Annotated in this window: 16 protein-coding genes; 7 read left to right on the top strand and 9 right to left on the bottom strand. The window is 65.7% G+C overall.

The features are described 5' to 3' along the window. Window positions 1-126 precede the first annotated feature (126 nt). From leuS to PD284_RS06060, 3 genes are all read left to right on the top strand, one after another. The gene (gene leuS, locus PD284_RS06070) at window positions 127-2,751 is read left to right on the top strand and encodes a leucine--tRNA ligase (RefSeq protein ID WP_274627318.1); all 2,625 of its coding nucleotides are present in this window, start codon (window positions 127-129) and stop codon (window positions 2,749-2,751) included. Window positions 2,752-2,772: 21 nt separating this feature from the next. Beyond that, on the top strand, window positions 2,773-3,309 hold the full coding sequence (gene lptE, locus PD284_RS06065; protein ID WP_338036635.1) for an LPS assembly lipoprotein LptE: 537 nt from the start codon (window positions 2,773-2,775) through the stop codon (window positions 3,307-3,309). A gap of 80 nt (window positions 3,310-3,389) precedes the next feature. Next, complete coding sequence (locus PD284_RS06060) at window positions 3,390-4,295, top strand: 1-acyl-sn-glycerol-3-phosphate acyltransferase (protein WP_274627317.1); 906 nt, start codon at window positions 3,390-3,392, stop codon at window positions 4,293-4,295. Between the two features lie 87 nt (window positions 4,296-4,382). Here PD284_RS06060 and PD284_RS06055 read toward each other — a convergent pair whose 3' ends face one another. The 8 genes from PD284_RS06055 to PD284_RS06020 all read right to left on the bottom strand — a co-directional run bounded on the left by PD284_RS06055 (window position 4,383) and on the right by PD284_RS06020 (window position 15,799). Then, window positions 4,383-5,759, bottom strand: coding sequence for an MFS transporter (locus tag PD284_RS06055; protein ID WP_274627316.1), 1,377 nt, complete (start codon window positions 5,757-5,759; stop codon window positions 4,383-4,385). Between the two features lie 107 nt (window positions 5,760-5,866). Then, window positions 5,867-6,268, bottom strand: coding sequence for a VOC family protein (locus PD284_RS06050; protein ID WP_274627315.1), 402 nt, complete (start codon window positions 6,266-6,268; stop codon window positions 5,867-5,869). A 46-nt stretch (window positions 6,269-6,314) separates the two neighbouring features. Next, a complete protein-coding gene (locus PD284_RS06045) occupies window positions 6,315-11,111 on the bottom strand; it encodes an NAD-glutamate dehydrogenase (RefSeq protein WP_274627314.1) in 4,797 nt (1,598 codons plus the stop codon). Between the two features lie 447 nt (window positions 11,112-11,558). Further along, window positions 11,559-11,675: a DUF2474 domain-containing protein gene (locus PD284_RS06040; RefSeq protein ID WP_274627313.1), complete on the bottom strand. Its 117-nt coding sequence runs from the start codon at window positions 11,673-11,675 to the stop codon at window positions 11,559-11,561. Beyond that, a complete protein-coding gene (gene cydB, locus PD284_RS06035; RefSeq protein ID WP_274627312.1) occupies window positions 11,675-12,679 on the bottom strand; it encodes a cytochrome d ubiquinol oxidase subunit II in 1,005 nt (334 codons plus the stop codon). Before cydB ends, PD284_RS06040 begins: the two co-directional genes overlap by 1 nt. 1 nt (window position 12,680) lies before the next feature. Then, complete coding sequence (locus PD284_RS06030; protein WP_274627311.1) at window positions 12,681-14,111, bottom strand: cytochrome ubiquinol oxidase subunit I; 1,431 nt, start codon at window positions 14,109-14,111, stop codon at window positions 12,681-12,683. A gap of 125 nt (window positions 14,112-14,236) precedes the next feature. Further along, window positions 14,237-15,073, bottom strand: a complete 837-nt coding sequence (locus PD284_RS06025; RefSeq protein ID WP_274627310.1) for a universal stress protein — start codon at window positions 15,071-15,073, stop codon at window positions 14,237-14,239. 246 nt (window positions 15,074-15,319) lie between these two features. Next, window positions 15,320-15,799 (bottom strand): YbaK/EbsC family protein, encoded by a 480-nt coding sequence (locus PD284_RS06020; RefSeq protein WP_274627309.1) that lies wholly within the window; start codon window positions 15,797-15,799, stop codon window positions 15,320-15,322. A gap of 155 nt (window positions 15,800-15,954) precedes the next feature. Between PD284_RS06020 and PD284_RS06015 the strand changes: the two genes are divergently transcribed. Continuing rightward, window positions 15,955-16,326: a YciI family protein gene (locus tag PD284_RS06015; RefSeq protein WP_274627308.1), complete on the top strand. Its 372-nt coding sequence runs from the start codon at window positions 15,955-15,957 to the stop codon at window positions 16,324-16,326. Window positions 16,327-16,353: 27 nt separating this feature from the next. Here the strand turns inward: PD284_RS06015 and PD284_RS06010 are convergent, their stop codons facing one another. After that, window positions 16,354-17,604: a ubiquinone biosynthesis hydroxylase gene (locus PD284_RS06010; protein ID WP_274627307.1), complete on the bottom strand. Its 1,251-nt coding sequence runs from the start codon at window positions 17,602-17,604 to the stop codon at window positions 16,354-16,356. Window positions 17,605-17,695: 91 nt separating this feature from the next. Between PD284_RS06010 and tesB the strand changes: the two genes are divergently transcribed. From tesB to PD284_RS05995, 3 genes are all read left to right on the top strand, one after another. Next, entirely contained in the window at window positions 17,696-18,571 is an 876-nt protein-coding gene (gene tesB / locus PD284_RS06005; protein ID WP_274627306.1) for an acyl-CoA thioesterase II, read from the top strand. 217 nt (window positions 18,572-18,788) lie between these two features. Beyond that, entirely contained in the window at window positions 18,789-19,127 is a 339-nt protein-coding gene (locus tag PD284_RS06000) for a P-II family nitrogen regulator (RefSeq protein WP_274627305.1), read from the top strand. A gap of 24 nt (window positions 19,128-19,151) precedes the next feature. Beyond that, on the top strand, window positions 19,152-20,537 hold the full coding sequence (locus tag PD284_RS05995) for an ammonium transporter (RefSeq protein WP_274627304.1): 1,386 nt from the start codon (window positions 19,152-19,154) through the stop codon (window positions 20,535-20,537). Window positions 20,538-20,609 lie beyond the last annotated feature (72 nt).

The following is a 20,609-nucleotide window of genomic DNA, read 5'->3' as shown; positions in this document are numbered from 1 at the left end:
ACCGCCACTCAATTCAGTCATTTCCACGGTTGTGTCACAGCCACATGCGGTTGACGGGTCCGGCAAACCATGGTGAAGGTCCGCCCCGAACCAAAATCGCCCGCTTTATCAAGTGAAAATCCGGTGATGGCAACCGAACGATACAATCCGCGTGCGTCCGAACCCAAGTGGCAGAAAGCCTGGGACGACGCCAAGCTCTTCGAGACGAAGAACGACGACCCGCGCCCGAAGTACTATGTGCTCGAGATGTTCCCGTATCCGTCGGGGCGCATCCACATGGGCCATGTGCGCAACTACACGCTGGGCGACGTGCTGACGCGCTACAAGCGCGCCATGGGCTTCAACGTGCTGCATCCTTTCGGCTGGGACGCCTTCGGCCTGCCCGCCGAGAACGCGGCGCGCGACAACAAGGTCAACCCGCGCGAGTGGACCTACGCCAATATCGAGACGATGAAGGGCCAGCTGCGGACGCTGGGCTTCTCTTGGGACTGGACGCGCGAATTCGCGACCTGCGACCCGAGTTACTACAAGCAGCAGCAGAGACTGTTCCTGGATTTCTGGAAGGCCGGCCTTGTCGAACGCAAGTCGGCCAAGGTCAACTGGGATCCCGAGGACATGACCGTGCTCGCCAACGAGCAGGTGATCGACGGGCGCGGCTGGCGCTCGGGCGCCCTGGTCGAGCAGCGCGATCTCACGCAATGGTTCTTCAAGATCACCTCGATGAGCCAGGAGCTGCTCGACGGCCTGGAGACGCTTGATCGCTGGCCGGAGAAGGTCAAGCTGATGCAGTCGAACTGGATCGGCCGCTCCGAGGGCATGCTGGTCCGCTGGGCGATCGCCAACCCGCCGCCCGGCGCCAGCGAGCTGGAGGTCTATACCACACGGCCCGACACCATCTTCGGCGCGTCCTTCATGGCGATTGCGGCGGACCATCCCCTGGCCAGGAAGGCGGCCGAGCTCAACGAGGATCTCGCGGCCTTCATCACTGAGATCAAACGTGTCGGCACGTCGGCCGCGGAGCTGGAGACGGCGGAGAAGCGCGGCTTCGACACCGGCCTGCGGGTCGTGCATCCGTTCGATCCCTCCTGGACTCTGCCGATCTACGTCGCGAATTTCGTGTTGATGGAATATGGCACAGGCGCCATCTTCGGCTGCCCGTCGGGCGACCAGCGCGACCTCGACTTCGCCAACAAGTACGGCCTGCCGGTCGTTCCGGTGGTGATGCCGGAGGATGCCGAGGCCAAGACCTTCCAGATCATCGACGAGGCCTATGTCGACGACGGCGTGATGATCAATTCGCGCTTCCTCGACGGCATGAAGCCCAAGGAAGCCTTCGAGGAAGTTGCGCGACTGCTCGGCGAGCAGACCATCGGCAACCGGCCGCAGGGCGAGCGCAAGGTGCAGTTCCGCCTGCGCGACTGGCTGATCTCGCGCCAGCGCTACTGGGGCTGCCCGATCCCGGTCATCCATTGCGACGATTGCGGCTCGCAGCCCGTGCCGGCGGCCCAGTTGCCGGTCGAACTGCCGTCCGACGTCAGCTTCGACAAGCCCGGCAACCCGCTCGACCATCATCCGACGTGGAAGCATGCCGCCTGCCCGAAATGCGGCAAGGATGCGCGCCGCGACACGGACACGATGGACACCTTCGTCGATTCGTCCTGGTACTTCGCGCGGTTCGTGAATCCGTGCGACGAGGAACGTCCGACCGACCTCGCCCATGTCGATGGCCCGAACGGCTGGCTCGCCGTGAACCAGTACATCGGCGGCATCGAGCACGCGATCCTGCACCTGCTCTATTCGCGCTTCTTCACCCGGATGATGAAGGTCACCGGCCACCTGAACGCCGTCGAGGAGCCGTTCGAGGGCCTGTTCACACAGGGTATGGTGGTCCACGAGACGTACAAGGGCCCGAACGGCTGGGTCACGCCTGCCGAGATCAGGATCGAGGACGTGGACGGCCAGCGCCGCGCCTCGCTTCTCGCCGACGGCTCCCCGGTCGAGATCGGCTCGATCGAGAAGATGTCGAAGTCGCGCAAGAACGTGGTCGACCCGGACGACATCATCGCCAGCTACGGCGCCGATACGGCCCGCTGGTTTATGCTGTCCGATTCGCCGCCGGACCGCGACGTGATCTGGACCGAGGCCGGCGCCGAAGGGGCGCATCGCTTCCTGCAGCGCATCTGGCGCATGGTTTCGGAGGCCGCGCCGCATCTGGCAGGCATTGCCGCGGCAGCAGGCGCCGACAGCGAAGCGGCTGCGATCTCCAAGGCGGCGCACAAGGCGGTGAAGGCGGTCGGCGACGACATCGAGAAGCTCGCCTTCAACAGGGCGGTGGCGCGGCTCTACGAGCTTGCGAACACCCTGCAGGCGCCGGTCGCATCCCTGCCAACGACCACCGATGCGGCATTCAAGGGCGCGCTCAAGCAGGCGCTCGAAATGCTCATCGTAATGATCGGGCCGATGATGCCGCATCTGGCCGAGGAATGCTGGGCGGCGCTCGGCGGCAAGGGCATGGTGGCCGGCCAGGCATGGCCGCAGTTCGATCCTGCGCTCATCGTCGACAACGACATCACCTATCCTGTGCAGGTGAACGGCAAGAAGCGCGGCGATTTGACAATTGCGCGCGACGCAGATCAAGCTGCCGTCGAGAAGGCGGCGCTGGAGCTCGACGCGGTGATCAAGGCGCTCGACGGCAAGCCGCCGCGTAAGGTCATCGTCGTCCCGCAGAGGATCGTCAATGTCGTTGCCTGAACGAGGCTCGAAGGAATGCGGATGATGCGTGCAGTCTCCATCGCGGTGCTGGCGGCGGTTCTCGGCGCGAGCGCCGCGGGCTGCACGGTGAGGCCGCTTTATTCGGATGCGGCACTGACGCCGGGCGGCGAAACCACCAACGCCGCGCTTTCCTCGGTCTTCATTAAGCCGTCGAAGACGCGCTACGGTCAGGAAGTACGCAACCAGCTCATCTTCCTGTTCAACGGGGGCCAGGCGCAGACCTCGACGCCCACATACGAGCTTGAGCTCGGCGTCGTGGCGCAGCGCGAAATATCGACCATCTCGCAGACAACGTCGGTGAGCGAGCCCACGGCGGCCACCGTGACCGTGTATTCCAACTACACGCTGTTCGACGCCGCGACCCAGAAGCCGATCGCCACCGGATCCCGGCAGATCGCCTCGCAGTACGACATTCCCCGGCAGGAATTCGCGGCCTATCGTGCACAACGCGACGCCGAGAACCGTGCAGCCCGCGAACTTGCCCAGCTGCTCAGTCTCGCGGTCGCGCAGGACCTCGCACGACATGGTGGCAGATAGCGGGGAACTTTGCCACTGTATGGCGGTTCGTCATGCGCCCGTCATCGTTCGGGCGCAAGCAGCGCCAGATGGAGTGGAGAATGCCCCTGCCCAATCCGCTGCCCAGCGCCCAAGCTGACGCCGCGGCCGGACTGATGGACAGTGCAGAGGGGCAGCTGCATCCGCACATCGTCGATCAGCTCATCGCCGAGCGCTCGCTCAATCTGGCGCGGAATCCGGTCTGGCCGTTCGTGCGGCCGCTTCTGATGCGGGCCTTCCACTACCGCAAGGCGGTACGGATGGCGGACGACGTGCGCGACCTGTCCGGCTTTGCCGCGATGGAGTATCTGAGCCGCCTGCTGCAACTCGAATTGGTGGTGGAGGGGCTGGAAAACGTCCCCGCCGAGGGTCCGGTCATCCTCGCGCCCAGCCATCCGACGGGGATCGCCGACGGCATCGCGGTGTTCGACGCCTTCAAGGCGCGGCGGGCCGACATGGTCTTCTTCGCCAATCGCGACGCCCTGAGGGTGGCGGCCGGATTTCGCGACCTCGTAATCCCCGTGGAATGGCGCGCCGGCGAGAAGAGCCATGCGAAAGGCCGCGACACGCTCGAGATGACCGCCCGTGCGTTCGCCTCGAAGCGCATGGTGGTGCTATTTCCCTCGGGCCGCATCGCCTACTGGCACGAAGGGAAACTGACCGAGAGGCCCTGGCAATCGTCCATCGTCGCGCTGGCGCGTCGCTACGCCTGCCCGGTCGTGCCGGTCAACATCCGGGCGCGCAACTCCGGCCTGTTCTACTTCCTGTCACGTTTCTCGACCGACCTGCGCGATATCACCGTGTTCCACGAGCTGCTGAACAAGACCGGCCGCGCCTACAAGATCACCGTAGGCAAGCCGATTGCCGCCGCAGCGCTCGAAGGCGACGCAGCGGCTGTGGCCGCCCGTCTTCAGGCGCATACGGTCGAAGCGCTGGCGGCGGACCCGCAGGCGGAGTTTTTGGCGTAGCCAACGCGCTTATCGCGCTCCCCGTCCCTCCCCTCTGGGCTGGGTGAGGATGGACCGCCCCTTCCCCGTAAAATCACTCGCCGCCCCTCAGCCGTTCGGATTGTCGGCCGGATAGGGTGTGCGGAGCAAGATCAGGAAGCCGCCCACCAGGAAGAGGATGATCGTCGCCATCCCGAGGCGGGGCGATCCGCTTGTCGCGGTCACGGTCGCCACGAGGAAGGGGGCGAGAAAGCTGGTGGCGCGACCGGCAAGCGCGTAGATGCCGAAATAGCGCCCCGCCTCGTCCGCGCTGACGCTGCGCGCCATGTAGGAACGCGATGAGGCCTGCACCGGCCCAAAGGCGATGCCGATCAGCGCTCCGTAGAGGATGTAGCACTTCTCCGCCGCGGTGCCGAAGAGCCCGCCGGAATCGGCCGGCCCGAACTGCAGCAGCCCGAACAAGGTAAAGCCCGGGCCGGTGGACACGATGCCGATCGTCGCAATCGTCAGCGATACAATGGACATCAGAACCACCGCCTTCGAGCCTAGCTTCGTGTCGAGCCGGCTGGCGATCAGGCACCCGAAGATGGCGACGACGTTGAGCATGATGCCGAACAGGCCGAGCTCGATGATCGACCAGCCGAACATCAACGCCGCGAACGCGCCGCCGAGCGCCAGCAGCGCGTTGACGCCGTCTTGATATATCATGCGCGCGACCAGGAAGCGCAGGATACCGCCGCGCCGACGCGCCTCGCGGAGCGTCTCCTTCAGCTCGGAGAGCCCGGCCTTCACGGCCTTCCCGATCGGCATTCCCTTGCCGCTGTCAGGGGTGAAGAAGAACATCGGCAGGATGAAGACGAAATACCAGATGGCGGCCATAGGGCCGGTGGCTCGGGCATCCTCGCCCTGGCTGGGATCGAGGCCGAACAGAGGATCGAGGCCGAGGAGCGTCTTGCCGGTCTGGGGCGAAGCCGAGATCGCCGCCATGACGAAGATCAGCATGATCATGCCGCCGAGATAGCCGAGGCCCCATGCGATGTTGGATACCCGGCCGATCTGCTCCTGCGGCACCAGCCGCGGCATCATCGAGTCGTTGAAGACGATGGAGAACTCGGCGGCGATGGACGCCAGCGCGAAAAAGAAGAGGACGAGTACGAGGCTGGAGCCGGGCGCCGCAATCCACAGCATGCAGAGCGACGCAATCTTGATGACGGCGAAGAAGCCGATCCAGGGCTTGCGCGGCCCGGTCTGGTCGGCGATCGAGCCGAGCACCGGAGACAGAATCGCGATGACGAAGCCGGCCGCCGCGATGGCGTAGCCCCACGCCGCCTGCCCGAGCGCCGGATCCGAGGCCACGCGCGAGACGAAGTAGGGTCCGAAGATGAAGGTGGTGACGACGGTGAAGAAAGGCTGCGCGGCCCAGTCGAACAACATCCAGCCGTAGACGCCGCGCCGCGGCGCGGCCTCGGATGTGATTGCGGTCATTCGCTCCCCCTCGTTGCGCCGGTCGTACCCGACGCTGCAATGCGTAGCCTAACATCCTGAATGCCGCGACGGTCGCGCGCCCGCCCCACTGGAACGGCGAGCTTGCCTCAAGGCAGATTGAGTTGCCACGAAACGCCGAAGCGGTCGTTCACCCATGCAAACCTGCGGCTGAAGCCGTAGCTGCCCGGAGGCATCAGAAACTGTCCGCCTTCGGAGAGCGCGGCCGCCATGCGGCCGATCTCCTCCTCAGACGCGCAGGTGAGGAACAGCGACGTCGAGGGCGTGAAGGTGAACCCATGCTTCACGTGACTGTCGCTGCACATGACCGTCGTGCCGCCAAGCGAGAAGCTGGCGACGACCACCGACCCTTCCTTGCCGGGTCCCGCCGCTCCATAGCGCTCGATGCTCAGGACGCGACTGTCGGGGATCAGCGAGATGTAGAAGGTCATCGCCTCCTCCGCCCGTCCTTCGAACATCAGGAACGGTGCAAGTCTCGTCTCAACGGCCATGATATACCACCCGTATATCAGTTTATTTTCAATGGGCTACCTGTTCTCAAACCGCCACCAGGTCGTTCATCAGGCCGGCGGCGACGGTCAACCGCGACACGCTGATGTCGCCTTCGGTGAGAGCCAGCAGCCGTTCGCGCGATCTGGCGACGCGGTCGCCGCCGACACGCAGCCACTCGCCAACGGGGTCGTCGGTCTTGCCGTAGGTGGCGAGCGCCTGCACGGCCATGCCGCGGCGGGCGGCCCCGATCATGTCAAGCGCGCGCGCCAGCGCCAGGCTGTCGTAATAGTCCGGGGTGGCGATCCCCTGGGCGGCGTCCTCGATGCGGGTGATGCGGAAGGCGTCGCTGACCGCAAAGAACGCCTTGCCGGCCGCCAGCAAGTCCACCGGCCCTTTCTTCGCGGCAGCAGCGCCTCCGCCGGCGCGGGCCACCAGCACGATGTCGGGTATCAGTTCGATCACATCCAGCATGGCGAGGCGCTCGGCCAGCGCGTCCGGAGCGCCGGCCTTGACGAGGCCATGCCGGCGCTCCTCGATGCGCTCCTTCGTATACTGCGGCAGAAGCTCGACGAGCTTCGGCTCGAGGACCTTGCGCGCCTCGATGAGCCCCGCGATCTGCTCGCCGATGGGAAGGTCCCCGGTCCCGTTCTCGAGGTCCCACGCGCTCGCGGCGTAGAGAAGGCGGCCGACGGCCACATAGAGGTCAAGCTGCACCTGGCCGTCGATCTTGTTGTCGAGTGCGTCGATGTCGCGATAGAGCGCGGGCAGGCCGAAACCGTCACGCACGATGGCGAACGCGCGCACGATTTCCCGCACGGTTCGCCCCGTGGCGTCCTGGAGCCGGGTGACAAAGGCCGGACCGCCGCGATTGATGAGGTCGTTGCTCAGCACCCGCGTGATGATCTCCCGCCGCAGCCTGTGGCCGGCGATCTCTGCGGCGTACTTCTTCTCCATCCGGTCGGGAAAATAGAGCGACAGGTCGTGCGAGAAGTACGGATCGTCCGGCACGTCGGTCGCCAGGATGTCGGAGAAGTGCACGATCTTGGCGTAGGCGAGCAGGACTCCCAGTTCCGCCCTCGTCAGCGGCTCCCTGCGCGCCTCGCGCTGCGAGAAGCCGACGGACGATGGCAGCGCCTCGACCGCGCGATCGAGCAATCCCCGCTGCTCCATGACGGTGACGAAGCGCGCATGGTGCGGCAGGTCCGTCATGCCATGCTTCTGCGCGACGGAGAGCGCCAGCGTCTGTTCGTAATTGTTGGAGAGCACCAGCCGGGCGACCTCCCCGGTCATCTCCGCCAGCAGCTTGTTGCGGGCCGGCCTGGTGAGCGAGCCCTTCCGCATGGCCGCCGCCAGGCCGATCTTGATATTGACCTCGATGTCGGAGGAATTGACGCCTGCCGAATTGTCGATCGCGTCCGAGTTGCAGGCGCCACCGGCAAGCCCGAACTCGATACGGGCCCGCTGCGTGACGCCGAGATTCGCGCCCTCGCCGACGACCTTGGCGCGCACCTCCGCGGCTGTGACGCGGATGGCGTCGTTGGCGCGGTCGCCGACCTCCTGGTTCGTCTCGCCCGAGCCACGCACATAGGTGCCGATGCCGCCGAACCAGAGCAGATCGACCTCGGCCCTCAGGATTGCGCCGATGATCTCGGCCGGCGATGCCGTGGCCTTGGCGAGGCCGATGGCGGCGGCGGCTTCCGGCGACAGCGTCACCGATTTCTGCGAGCGCGACACGATCACGCCGCCCTTCGACAGCTTCGACGTGTCGTAGTCCTGCCAGCTCGACCGCGGCAGCGCGAACAGGCGCTGCCGCTCCTCGAAGGAGGATTTCGGGTCGGGCGTCGGGTCGATGAAGATGTCGCGGTGGTCGAAGGCCGCGACCAGCATCGTGCAGTCGGAGAGAAGCATGCCGTTGCCGAACACGTCGCCGGACATGTCGCCGACGCCAACGACGGTGAACGGCGAGGTCTGGATGTCGCGGTTCATCTCGCGGAAATGCCGCTTCACCGCTTCCCACGCGCCGCGGGCTGTTATGCCCATCTTCTTGTGGTCGTAGCCTGCCGAGCCTCCCGAGGCGAAGGCGTCGTCCAGCCAGAAGTCATGCGTCTGGCTGATCGCATTGGCCGTGTCCGAAAAGGTCGCCGTTCCCTTGTCCGCCGCCACGACGAAATAGGGATCGTCATTGTCGCGCCGCACGACGTTGGCCGGGGGCACGACCTTGTCGCCGTGCAGATTGTCGGTGACGGAGAGCAGGCTGGAGATGAAATTGATGTAGGCCTGACGCCCGGCCTCGAACCAGACGTCGCGATTGGTGGGCGAAGGCAGCCGCTTGGGATAGAAGCCGCCCTTGGCCCCGACCGGCACGATGACGGCATTCTTCACCTGCTGCGCCTTGACCAGGCCCAGCACTTCTGTGCGGTAGTCCTGCGCCCGGTCCGACCAGCGCAGGCCGCCGCGCGCCACCGATCCGAACCGCAGGTGGACGCCCTCGACCTCGGGTCCGTAGACGAAGACCTCCCGCCAGGGCCTTGGCTCCGGCATGCCGTCGATCGCCCGTGGATCGAGCTTTATCGCTAGCGACACGCCTTCCTTCAGATACGGCACGAAGTGGTTGGTCCGCAGCGACGCGTCGAGCAGGTTGAGGTAGCGGCGGATGATGGTGTCGTCGTCGAGGCTCGGCACCTGGTCCAGCGCATCGCGGAGCTGCGACTTCAGGTGCTTGACCGCGACATCGCCATCCTTCGTCGCCGGATCGAAGCGAGCGGCGAATATCTGGGACAGCGCCCGCGCGATCTCCGGATAGCGGTTCAACGCGGCTGCGATGAAGTCCTGGCTCTGCGGGATGCCGACCTGCTGCATGTAGCGGCCATAGGCGCGAAGGACCGTGATCTCCCGCGATTTCAACCCCGCCGTCTGCGCCAGGGCGTTGTAGCCGTCATTGTCCGCCTGACCGCGCCACACCGCGAGGAAGACGTCTTCGAACAGCGCGCCGTTGTCCGACAGGTCGATGGGCCTGCCGAAGGCGTTCTCGAGTTCCATGTCGTGGACGAAGACATGCTTGCCGCCGGCTTCGCCGACTTCGAAGGTCCGCTCGCTGATGACGCGGAAGCCTGTATTCTCGAGCATCGGCACGCGCCGCGACAGCGCCACCGGCTCGCCATGATGGAAGATCTTCAGCGAAGCCTGCTCCGGTGTTTGCGCCACGTCGCGATAGAAGTCGATGGCGATCGGATTGTCGGTGCTGATCGACGCGATGCGCCGTGCATCCTGCAACGCCGTGTCCGGCGTGAAGCTGTTGCGGTAGTTCTCCGGGAACAGCTTGGCGATCCGCGCCATTTCGGCCTCGACGCCGCTATGGGCGGCCGCTTCGCGCAAGCCGTCTTCCCAGGTGCGCACGATGTCGCGGATCCCGGCCTCCAGCGTCGCTGGTTCGACCTTGGGCGTCCTGCCCCCCGAACGCCCGATGATGAAATGGACGCGCGCCATGCCGCCTTCCGGAAACGCCGGGTAATAGGCTGAGACCCTCCCGTCGAAAGCCGTCTTGAGGAATTGCGCGATACGCTCCCGCACCACGGAATCGTAGCGGTCCCGCGGCACGAAGACGATGACGGAAACGAAACGGTCGAACTGGTCGACTCGAACCAGCGCACGAACGCGCGGCCGCTCGCCCAGCGCCAGGATCGTCTCGGCATGCTTGCGCAGCGTCGGCACCGACACCTGGAAAAGCTCGTCGCGCGGATAGGACTCCAGCACGTTGATCAGGGCCTTGCCGGAATGGTCGCCCGGATCGAAGCCGGATTTGTGGACCACCGTCTGCGCCTTGGAGCGCAGGTAAGGGATCTTCATCACCGAGCGCGTGTAGGCCGTCGAGGTGAAGAGGCCCACAATCCTGAGTTCGCCGGCGAGGTTGCCCTTCTGGTCGTAGGTCTTGACCCCGATGTAGTCGAGGTAGGCGCGCCGGTGGACGGCCGTCTTGGCGTTGGCCTTGGTCACGATCAGCGGTTCTGGACCGTGGAGGAAGGCCCGGATCTCGGGCGTCGTGCTCGATCCTTGCGCGTCGCGCCTGAGCACCAGGATGTTGGAATCGGCGAGTATGCCGAGCCCCCTGGCCTTGGGCTCCAGCATGCCGCTCTTCTCGCCGCCGGAATAGGAAAACTCGCGCATGCCGAGGAAGGTGAAATTGTCGTCGCGCAGCCACTCGAGAAAGGCGATCGCCTCCGCCACATGGTCGCGGTCGAGCGGAGCGGGCGCATAGCGAAAGTCGGAGATGGCGCGGTCGAGCCTGGCGAGCATCGGCTTCCAGTCGTGCACGGCCGCCTTCACCTGCGCGAGGATCCCGTTCAGCCGGGTGGCGAGATCCAGCCGCTGGTCGGGCGAGAGAGCGCCCACATGGACATGGATGACGCTCAGCTTGTCCGCCTGCTCACCGCGCGCATGGTGGCCGTCGGCAAGAATCTCGGCGACGCCGATCTTCCCGTGTTCCACCGCGATCACCGGGTGGACCACCAAGGCGGGTTCGCCCGCCGTTTCGGTGATCTCACCCATCACCGAATCGAACAGGAAGGGCATGTTGTCGTTGACCACGGTGATGACCGTCAGCTGACGTCCGTCGCGCCTGACCTCCGGCTCGGCGGCGATGTCGATGACCGATTCGCCCTTCCGGTGCCTCGACACGGCCGCAAACGCGATCGATGCCGCCTTTTCCAGCGCGGCGTCGTCGTATCCGGCTACGTCTTCGGTCGGCGCGCGCGAGAGCAGGTAGTCCTTCAGTCTGCTCGAATCCTCCGAAGCCGTCGGCTGCGCCGACTTCCTGGATGCGGCGTTCATTCTCGTGGCTGCCATCGAAGGCGATCCTCCCACTCACAGGCTTTTGCCGTCATCGTAGCAGACAGCGCATATTTGGCGACTGGTGGAAATCTCAGATACCCTGAAAATACGGGGCGCCGATGACATGCGCCGCAACGCCGGGTATTGAGCCGTGGCGCGCGCTGATCTTTGGTGCACGCAACGCTCAAAAAAACCGCACGTCAAAAACGTCGGCTCTCCGGCAGAGCCTGCGTCCTTGCTCCGACGCAACCCGCGAAGGAGATTGGACCATGTATCCTCTGCCCCACGCAGGCACCGGGAAGGGTATCCTCAAGCATCACGTCCGCGCCGGAATCGATAGTCCTCCCGCGGGGTTGATGCGCCTGGTGCTCGCCCTGTGCCTGATCCTGGCGTTGGCCATCGCCGCAGATGCGGCGTTTTCAGGCAGGAATCGCCCCGCCGCGGCGGACACCGCGTACCCGCTCAAGTCAGCCACCAGCGGATGACGAAGCCGACACCGGCCACGCAGGCGACGCCCGCCGCCCAGAGGGCCGCGAACCACAGGATGCGCTGCCAGAGCGGGCCTGTCGCATCCTGCATCAATGATACCCCTCGTGACCGACCTTGCCGCGAAAGATCCAGTAGGAATAGCCCGTGTAGGCGAGGATGATCGGAATCAGGACGCCGGCTCCGACCAGCATGAAGATGAGGCTGGATTCAGGTGCTGCCGCCTCGTGGATGGTGATCGCGCCGGGAACGATGTCCGGGAAGATGCTGACGCCCAGGCCGACCATGCTGAGCGCGAAAAGTCCCAGCGCGAGCAGGAAGGGCAGACGCTCGTAGCGCCTTTGCAGGCTCACGAAGAACGCCACTGCGGCAATGGCGACCAGCAGCGGCACCTGGGCGGCGAACAGTACGCTCGGCCACGCGAACCAGCGCTGGTAGTAGGTTTCCTCGAGGAAAGGCGTCGCCAGGCTCACGGCGGCGACGCAGACGATGGTGGCGATCCCGGCGATGCGAGCGTGGCGGAAGGCGTGGTCCTGCACGGCTCCCTCGGTCTTCATGATGAGCCAGGTGGAGCCCAGCAGCGCGTAGCCGATGACCAGGCTGACGCCAGTGAGCACGCTGAACGGCGTCAGCCATTCCCACCAGCCCCCGGCATAGGCGCGGCCCTCGACGGTGATGCCCTGCAGGAGCGCGCCGAGCGTCACCCCTTGCGCAAAGGCCGCCATCATCGAGCCGCCCGCGAAGGCTGCGTCCCAGAAGCGCTGGTGGCCGGGATCGCGCCAGCGTGACTCGAACGCGACCCCGCGAAAAACCAGCGCCAAAAGCATGGCGATGATCGGCGCATAGAGCGCCGGCATGACCACCGCATAGGCGAGCGGGAACGCCGCCAGCAGTCCGCCGCCGCCGAGCACCAGCCAGGTCTCGTTGCCGTCCCAGACGGGCGCAACCGAATTCATCGCCTGGTCGCGTTCGACGCCTGGCTCCAGTGTCGGAAACAGGATGCCTATCCCGAGGTCGAAGCCGTCGAGAACGACGTAGGCGAACACCGCGAAGGCGAGAATGAACGCCCAAAGCGTGGGGAGGTCGAACGATGCCATCTCAGTTGCCTCCCGTTTCCGCGCCAAGCGCCCGGTCCGGGTCCACGGCGGTCGCCGGCGTGATGCCGGCGCTGCGGATCGGCGCGTCGCTGGTTTCGAGGCCGGGCTCGTGCGGCGCAGGCGAATGCGACATCAGCCGCAATATGTACCAGGCGCCAAGCGAGAACACGGTGAAATAGACCACGACAAAGGCGACGAGCGAGGTGGCGACCGCCGGCGCGTCGAGCGGTGAGACGGCCTCGGCTGTACGCAAGAGACCGTAGACCGTGTATGGCTGCCGGCCGACCTCGGTTGTGACCCAACCGGCAATGACGGCGACGAAGCCCGCCGGCCCCATGACCACCGCAAAGCGGTGCAGATTGGGCGTATCGTAGAGCCTGCCGCGCAACCCGGCGACGACGGCGTAGAGCCCCAGCGCGAACATCAGCAACCCCAGCCCGACCATGATGCGGAACGACCAGAAAATGATGGCGACGGGCGGCCATTCCTCCCGCGGAACGGTGTCCAAACCCTGCATCGGTGCGGTGAGGCTGTGGCGCAGGATCAGCGATCCCGCGTGCGGGATGGCGATCGGATAGCGCACGGTCGCCGTCGTCTCGTCCGGCAGCCCGAAGAGATAGAGCGGCGCTCCCTCGGGATGGCTCTCGAAATGCCCCTCCATGCCCATGATCTTCACCGGCTGGTGCTCCAGCGTGTTGAGCCCGTGCATGTCTCCGGCGAGCACCTGCAGCGGCGCGGTCACGACGATCATGCCCATCGCCATGGCGAACATCACCCGCGCGCCCTCGTTGGCGCGGTCGCGCAGCAGGTGCCAGGCGCCGACCGCGCCAACGACGAGCGCGGTGGTCAGGTAGGCCCCGAGCACCGTATGGACGAGGCGATAGGGGAAGGACGGGTTGAAAACGATCTGCCACCAGTCGTCGGGCACGAACTGGCCGGCCTCGTTGAGCGAATAGCCTACCGGCGTCTGCATCCAGGAATTGGCGGACAGTATCCAGAAGGCGGAGAAAAGCGTGCCGACCGCCACCGCCAGCGTGGCGAAATAATGCAGCCCCCTGCCGACCCGCTTCATGCCGAACAGCATGACGCCCAGGAAGCCGGCCTCGAGGAAGAAGGCCGTCAGCACTTCATAGGCCATAAGCGGACCGATGATCGATCCGGCGCGATCGGAGAAGACCGACCAGTTGGTGCCGAACTGGTAGGAGAGCACGATGCCGGAGACGACGCCCATGGCGAAGCTCAGCGCGAATATCTTTATCCAGTACCTGAAGAGGTCGAGGAAGACCTCGCGACCGGTCCACAGCCAAAGGCCCTCGAGCACGGCGAGATAGCTCGCGAGGCCGATCGTGAACGCCGGAAAGATGAAATGGAACGAGACCGTGAAGGCAAACTGGATGCGTGCCAGAAGAAGGGCGTCAAAGCCTTCGAACATGGCGATCTCCGTTGCGCGCGGCCGCCCTCATCCGAGAACTTAGCACCATTCGCCGAGGCGGCAACCCTGACGGGCGGCAGGGAGGGTTGTGCGGTCCGTTTGGTCCGGAGCCGCACGACCTTTGATCAATGTGCCATCAGCGTCGGCAGCCGCAGATCTCCGAGGACGCCTTCCGTAGCGCCGCCAAGGACGAAATCGCGCAGCCGCGAGTGTCCGTAGCCACCCATCACGAGGAGGTCACATCCCAGTTCGACGGCCTTGCGCTGCAGCGTTTCGGCGATCGGGCAGTCTTCAGCGTGGATCGATGCCGCCTTGGCGGGCAGGCCGCGACTCTGAAGATCCTGCGCGAGCCGTTCGCCGGCGTTCTTCTCGTTGAGCGGCTTCTCGTCGAGGATGGTGAGGACGGTAATTTGATTGGCCCGGGCCAGGAACATGCGGGCATCAGCGACCGCACGGGCCGCTACGCGCGTGCCGTCCCAGGCGATCGCGACGTGCTCGATTGCGCCGGTCTTGCGCTGTTCGGGCAGGAGGAGCGTCGGCCGGCCGGACCCGAAGACGACGGCTTCCGCAATCATGCGCGACGTGTCGTTGCCGGCCTCCAGGCCGATGATGCTGAGGTCGAAATAGCGGGCGTTCACGGCCGCCTCATCTGCCAGGAGCGCCGTTTCCCCCCGGATCTCGCCAGTGGTGGCGGTCACCCCGGATGCCGCCGCCTCCCGCTTCACCGCGTCGAGCAGGTGGGCGGCCCGCTTGGCGCTGGTCGCCTCCGCCTCCCGGATCATCTCAGGCAGCTTGAGGAGCACGCGCGACAAGGCGTTCGCAACATCCGGAATGTCGGCGACCAGGGCGAGTGCGTGCACATCGGCGTCAAGCTGCTTGGCGACGCTGATTGCGTATCCCGGAACGGTATCGGCGCTGGCGTCCGGATAGGTGGCGAGGGGAAGAAGGGCGCGCGGCTTCATCGTGTGATCTCCTTTGTGCTTGCCACCGACAAGGTCGGCTCGCTGGCCCGGGATGCCCCGAGCCTATGCATTCTAAGCTTGATCTCCATCGATGCATCGATCCTTGATCTTCATCAAAGTTCTGCCGAATCGCAAACATTTTGCGCGAAACGGCGCGGTCGCCCGAAGACGGCTGAAGATGATCAGGCGTGAGGAAGGGCGCGTCGCATGGTCTGCAGCGCAGCCAGGTGCGAGTCGGCCAAGGCCTCAGGCTTCGGCCGGCGCCGTGGCCTGGCAGATGTCCACCCACTGCGCGCCGGTGAGGACCGCCATGCGCTCCGGGCTGAGCCGAACCGCGGCGTTGGTGGCCCCGCCCGCGGGCACCACCTCGTCGAACGCCTTCAGCGAGACGTCGCAGTAGACGGGCAGCGGCGCGGGCAGCCCGAACGGGCAGACGCCGCCCACGGGATGGCTGGTGGCCGCCACCACTTCCTCGGCGCCGAGCATCCTCGGCTTGCCGCCGAACCGGTCCTTGAACTTGCGGTTGTCGAGCCGCACCGTGCCTGCTGTCACAACCAGCATCGTTGCGTCGCCAACGCGCAGGCAGATGGTCTTGGCGATCTGTTCCGGACGCACGCCGTGCGCCTCGGCTGCCAGCGCCACGGTGGCCGAACTCTGTTCGGTGACGATCACGTCGATATCGGGGGCGTATTCGGAGAAGAAGGCGCGGACGGAGGAGAGGCTCATGCGGGCACAAGTACCGGTTGCCGGTCCGGCTGACAATGCGTCATGGTCGGCCCGCCGTCAGCGTGAATTCTTGTGAACCAGAATGTCGAACCGGCCGCTCTCCGGCCGTCCTCGGAACGTCGCGTCATCCTGCGGCGGCTGAAAGGAGGAGAAAGATGCAGTACCTGTGCCTGGTCTATCACGACGAAAGCGTCTTCGAGCGGATGTTGCCGGAGGAGATCCAGACCCTGCAGCGGGATTCGCTGGCGCACGACACGGCCCTGGAGAAAGCCGGCCGGCTCGTCCTCGCCCGCCCCCTCAAGCGGCCGAAGACCGCCAGGAGCGTCCGGGTCCGCGCGATGAAGCGAAACGTCACGGACGGCCCCTTCGCCAAGACGAAGGAGCAACCGATCGGCTTCCTGCTGGTGAATGCCGGCAGCATGGACGAGGCGCTGGAGATCGCCGCCGAGGTCCCGCTGGCGAAGACCGGCGCCATCGAGGTGCGCGGCGTCTCCTTCATCGGCGATCCCGAGCTGCAGCAGGATTAGGGCAAGACGAAGCCAGGCGGGACGAGGCTAGATCGCCTCGCCCTTCAGGAGCCGCGGTGTGTGCGGCGAAAGCCCGGACGCCTGGCGGATGAAGAACTCCTTCAGCCTCGGCAGGCGGTCGACGAGACCGAGCCCGAGATCGCGCACCGCGCGCACGGGGCCGAAATCGTTCGAGAACAGCCGGTTGAGCACATCGGTGGTGACGCCCATCGACAGCGTGTCGAAGCGCCGCCATTGCTGGTAGCGCTCCAGCACGTCGATGGCGCCGATGTCCTGCCCGAGACGATCCGCCTCGACCACCACCTCGGCCAGCGCCGCCGCATCCTTGAAGCCGAGGTTGAGGCCCTGCCCGGCGATCGGGTGGATGCCGTGGGCGGCGTCGCCGCACAGCGCAAAGCGCGGCTTGACGAAGTCGCGCGCCAGCGTCAGCCCGAGCGGCCACGCGCGCGGCTTGCCCTCGACGCGGATCTCGCCGAGCTTCAGGCCGAAGCGCTGTTCGAGCTCGGTCTCGAAGACGAACTCGTCCTCCGCGACCAGCTTGTTGGCATCGGCGGTGCGCTCGGTCCACACGATCGACGAGCGGTTGCCGCCCTTCTCGTCCGGCGGCAGCGGCAGGATGGCGAACGGACCGGCGGGAAAGAAGTGCTCCTCGGCGCGGCCGTTGTGCGGACGCTCGTGGGCGACCGTGCAGACGATGCCCGACTGACCGTACTCCCATCTGACCGTCTTGATGCCGGCCATGTCGCGCAACCGTGAATTGACGCCGTCGGCGGCCACCAGGAGGCGGGCGTCGATGGTCGCGCCGTCGGCAAGGTGGACGACGACGCAGGACGGCCCGACATCGAACCCGTGGACGGCTATACCTTCGATGATGTCGATGCCGAGTTGCGCGGCGCGGCGGCGCAGCACGCCGTTCAGCACCTTGTTGGCGACCATGTGCGCGAAGGGCTCGCCCGGCGCGACCTCGCCGTCGAAAGTGAGGAACACCGGTCGGACGGGATCGGAGGCGCGCGAATCGGTGATGACCATCTCGGTCATCGCCTGCGCCTGCGGCGCGACCTCCGCCCAGCAACCCAGCTGATCGAGCATACGGCAGGCCGCGGCGGCGACCGCCGAGGCACGTGTGTCGCGTTGCCAGACGCCCTCGGGCGCCGCGTCGACGATCGCAACCGAGAGATGCGGGGCGGCCGAGCGGATGCTCACCGCGGTGGCGAGACCGACATAGCCGGCGCCGGCGATCAGCACGTCGATCGGACGCCTCTCCATATCGTTCGCCATCGCCTCATCTCCTTATCTTGCGCCAGCGTCTTGACTTAACCGACGCACCCAGCCAACCCATTTTTCAAGCAATCCATACCCGGAGACCTCTATGTCCACCGTCGTGCAGGAGCTCCTCTCCATTCTCGACCTCGAACAGCTTGAGCACAATCTGTTTCGCGGTCGCAGCCCCGACACCACGTGGCAGCGCGTCTTCGGCGGCCAGACGATAGCCCAGGCGCTCGTGGCTGCGCAGCGCACCGTCCATCCGAGCCGCCATGTGCACTCGCTGCACAGCTACTTCATGCTGGGCGGCGACCCAAAGGTGCCCATCGTCTACGAGGTGGACCGCATCCGCGACGGCACCAGCTTCACCACCCGCCGCGTCGTCGCCATCCAGCACGGACAGGCGATCTTCTCCCTGGAAGCCTCCTTCCAGGTGGATGAAACCGGCCTCGAGCACCAGATTCCGATGCCGATCGCCGTGCCCGGACCGGAGACACTCGCCACCCAGCAGGAAATCCTCGCGAATTTCGGCGACAGCGTGCCCGAGGGCATCCGGCGCTACTGGCAGCGCGAACGGCCGATCGAGATGAAGCCGGTGATCCTGGAGCATTACACCAGCCGCGAGCGTCTGGCCCCCGAACAGCACGTCTGGATAAGGACCACCGGAGAGGTCCCCGCCGATCGCGGCATCCAGAACGCCGTGCTCGCCTATCTGTCGGACATGACGCTGCTCGACACCTCGACCTTCGCGCATGGCCGCGGCGTCTTCGACCGGGACATCCAGGCCGCCAGCCTCGACCATTCCATGTGGTTCCATCGCCCGCACGCGCTGGACAGCTGGCTGCTCTATACGATGGACAGCCCGTCCTCCCAGGGCTCTCGCGGCTTCACCCGCGGCTCGATCTACGCACAGGACGGCACCCTCATCGCCTCCGTCGCGCAGGAAGGGCTCATTCGGCTGCGCCAGAAGTCCACAAAGTAGGCATCTCTTCCATTTTGCCTGAATTCTGTGCATTCGCCTAGCCTCCGGCACGCGCACGCCTGCCCGTCCGGGCAGAAATTCGACGGTTTTTCAGCAAGTTAACATCTCTGCTCACGACTTGGCACGGCGCTTGAATCAAGTTCCGTGCTGGTCGATCGGCGTTTGCCGTCTGGCGAGCGGTGCAACGCGGGGACCCGCAAGCAAGAGGTGAAACCTGATGAAGATAGTGATGGCCATCATCAAGCCATTCAAGCTCGACGAGGTGCGCGAAGCGCTCACCATCATAGGCATCCAGGGCCTGACCGTCTCTGAGGTCAAAGGCTACGGGCGCCAGAAAGGACATACCGAGATCTACCGCGGCGCGGAGTATGCGGTGAGCTTCCTTCCCAAGATCAAGATCGAAATCGCGGTCGCCACGGACATGGTCGACAAGGCCGTCGATGCGATCGGCTCCGCCGCCAAGACCGGCCAGATCGGCGACGGCAAGATCTTCGTCTACCCGATCGAGCAAGCCGTCCGCATCCGCACGGGCGAAACCGACACCGACGCGCTCTGAGCCGCGATTTCCATGGAGACCTCGATGAACATTCCAACCTCATTGAAGTCGGCGGCGCGCACGGCGCTGGTCGGCACGCTGGCGCTGGGCGCGCTCGGCACACTCGCAGCCTTCGCGCAGGAAGCCGCACCGGCGGCGACCGACGCTGCGGCAGCCGCGCCTGCGGCGGCCCCGGCCATCAACAAAGGCGATACCGCCTGGATGCTCGTGTCAAGCCTTCTCGTCCTGTTCATGCTGCTGCCCGGCCTAAGCCTCTTCTACGGCGGATTGGTGCGGGCCAAGAACATGCTTTCGGTGCTGATGCAGTGCACCATGATCTGTGCGGTCGTCATCGTCATCTGGGTGCTGTGGGGATATTCCCTCGCCTTCGGCGGCGGCACCAGTCCGTACTGGGGCGGCCTGGGAAAGCTCTTCCTCTCCGGCGTCACCACGGAAACCACGGCGGCCACCTTCACCGAAGGCGTCGTGCTGCCTGAATACGTGTTCGTGGTCTTCCAGATGACCTTCGCCTGCATCACGCCGGCGCTGATCGTCGGCGCCTTCGCCGAGCGGATAAAATTCTCGGCGGTGATCCTGTTCGTGGCGCTATGGGTGACCTTCGTCTACTTCCCCATCGCCCACATGGTCTGGGACGCCAGCGGTCTGATCTTCGGCTGGGGCGCACTCGACTTCGCGGGCGGCACGGTGGTCCACATCAACGCCGGCATCGCCGCGCTTGTCGGTTCGATCATCATCGGCAAGCGAACCGGCTATGGGCGTGACAACATGGCCCCGCACTCGATGACGCTCACCATGGTCGGCGCCTCGATCCTGTGGGTCGGCTGGTTCGGCTTCAACGCCGGCTCCAACCTGGAAGCCAACGCCGGCGCGGCGCTGGCCATGATCAACACCTTCACCGCCACCGCCGGCGCCATCATCGCCTGGTCGGCGCTCGAATCCCTGCTGCGCGGCAAGGCCTCGATGCTCGGAGCCGCCTCCGGCATGATCTCCGGCCTCGTCGCGGTGACACCGGCCGCCGGCATCGTCGGCCCCATCGGCGCGATCGCGCTCGGCGCCATCGCCAGCGCGGTCTGCTACTACTTCGTCGCCGTCGTGAAGAATAAGCTTGGATACGACGACTCGCTCGACGTCTTCGGCATACACGGCGTCGGAGGCATCATCGGCGCGGTCGGCACCGGCATCTTCGCCTCCTCCTCGCTTGGCGGCATAGGCTACGCCGATGGCGTGACGATGGGCGGGCAGGTGACCACCCAGATCATGGCGGTGATCGTGACCGTGCTCTGGTGCGGCATCGTCTCGGCCATCCTCTACAAGGTCGTGGACGCCATCATCGGCCTGCGGCCGACGGAGGAGGCCGAACGCCAGGGCCTCGACCTGACCTCGCATGGCGAGGTGGCCTATCACTCATAGGCAGAGCGGCCGGAGCGGCAAAACCGCCCGGCCTTGCCTCGGAGGGGCGCATATCACTCCCGTAGCGACAGG

The organism is Mesorhizobium shangrilense (assembly GCF_028826155.1).
Lineage (GTDB): Bacteria > Pseudomonadota > Alphaproteobacteria > Rhizobiales > Rhizobiaceae > Arvimicrobium > Arvimicrobium flavum.
The sequence above is the reverse complement of the archived record's forward strand: the minus strand, read 5'-3'. Positions and strand labels throughout refer to the sequence as shown.